This window comes from Phytoactinopolyspora endophytica (assembly GCF_004138495.1).
GTDB classification, from domain to species: domain Bacteria; phylum Actinomycetota; class Actinomycetes; order Jiangellales; family Jiangellaceae; genus Phytoactinopolyspora; species Phytoactinopolyspora endophytica.
In genome coordinates this window covers 126,034-127,303 of record NZ_ML142859.1, presented here as the reverse complement: position 1 = coordinate 127,303, position 1,270 = coordinate 126,034, and the positions used below count along the sequence as shown (strand labels likewise).

The window sequence follows — 1,270 nt, the reverse complement described above, 5'->3', positions numbered from 1 at the left end:
GACAGCGCCTTCTTCGCCGGCTCCTGACCGATGACGTACTGCTCCAAGAACTCGTAGATCTCACGCGGCTTCGGCAGCTCCGACAGCCCACCAGACTCCGGATTCTCGCTGAGCTCTTCCTCGATGATCTCATTGCAGAGGTCAATGCACTCGTCGCAGATGTAGACGCCCGGCCCTGCGATGAGCTTCTTGACCTGCTTCTGGCTCTTACCGCAGAAAGAGCACTTGAGCAGATGGTCGGCGTCGCCGATACGTGCCACGCGGAGTGTCCTTCCGTCGTCTCAGGTGCTGCCGTGCCAGCCGAACCGCGGACGTCGCGCCGCGTCCTTCGACGGTACATCCTTTCCCGGCCGCGTGGCACTCAACCTTACATCTGGGCGCGTCGGGTCAGCCTATCCGACCAGGCTTGCCTTGCGGGAGGACGTGAAGTTGTCGACCAGCCCGTACTCGATGGCCTCCTCGGTGGTCAGGATCTTGTCCCGCTCCGTGTCGGCCCGGATCTGCTCAGCTGTCTTGCCGGTGTGCTTGGCGATCAGCTCCTCCATCAGCCGCCGCATCCGCTCGATCTCGTTGGCCTGGATCTCGATGTCGCTAGCCTGACCGAACATGCCTTCGGCGAGCGCCGGCTGATGGATCATGACGCGCGCGTTCGGCACCGCGAGCCGTTTGCCCGGCGCGCCCGCGGCCAGGAGCACGGCAGCGGCGGAGGCTGCCTGCCCCATGCAGACGGTCCGAATGTCCGGCTTGATGAACTGCATCGTGTCGTAGATCGTCGTCATCGCCGTGAAGGAACCACCCGGCGAGTTGATGTAGATCTCGATGTCACGGTCCGGGTCCATGGACTCCAGGCAGATCAGCTGCGCCATGACCGCGTTAGCGACGTCGTCCGAGACGGGCGTACCGAGGAAGATGATGCGCTCCTCGAACAGCTTCGCGTAGGGGTCTATGCGGCGGAATCCGTAGGAGGTGCGCTCCTCCCACTGCGGGATGTAGTAGTTCATCGCATTATCTCTCTTCGTCTCGGTGTGGCGAGGATGCTGATCAGCTCTCGTTGCTGGGAAGCTCGGAGGCGCTGGTGATGACCTTGTCCACGAAGCCGTACTCGCGCGCCTCTTCGGCAGTGAAGTAGCGGTCGCGGTCGGAGTCGCGCTCGATCTGCTCGACGTCCCGTCCTGTGTGCTGGGCGATCAGGGCCGCCATCTCCCTCTTCGTCCGCAGCAGGGACTCAGCGTGGATCCGGATGTCACTGGCCGTGCCGCCCACGCCGCCG

The 1,270-nt window shown here is 63.7% G+C and carries 3 protein-coding genes; all 3 read right to left on the bottom strand.

Annotation, left to right across the window (positions count from 1 at the left end):
* Positions 1-260, bottom strand: a 260-nt coding sequence (locus ELR45_RS41210; RefSeq protein WP_276320711.1) for a ClpX C4-type zinc finger protein, incomplete at its 3' end; no start/stop codon positions are given.
* Positions 261-392: 132 nt separating this feature from the next.
* Positions 393-1,121 carry an ATP-dependent Clp protease proteolytic subunit gene (locus tag ELR45_RS20755; protein WP_276320713.1) on the bottom strand — a complete coding sequence of 243 codons (729 nt, stop codon included), beginning with the start codon at positions 1,119-1,121 and terminating at the stop codon, positions 393-395.
* The coding region (locus ELR45_RS41205) for an ATP-dependent Clp protease proteolytic subunit (RefSeq protein ID WP_240759941.1) at positions 1,042-1,270 on the bottom strand (229 nt) is incomplete at its 5' end. The genes ELR45_RS20755 and ELR45_RS41205, both read right to left, overlap by 80 nt.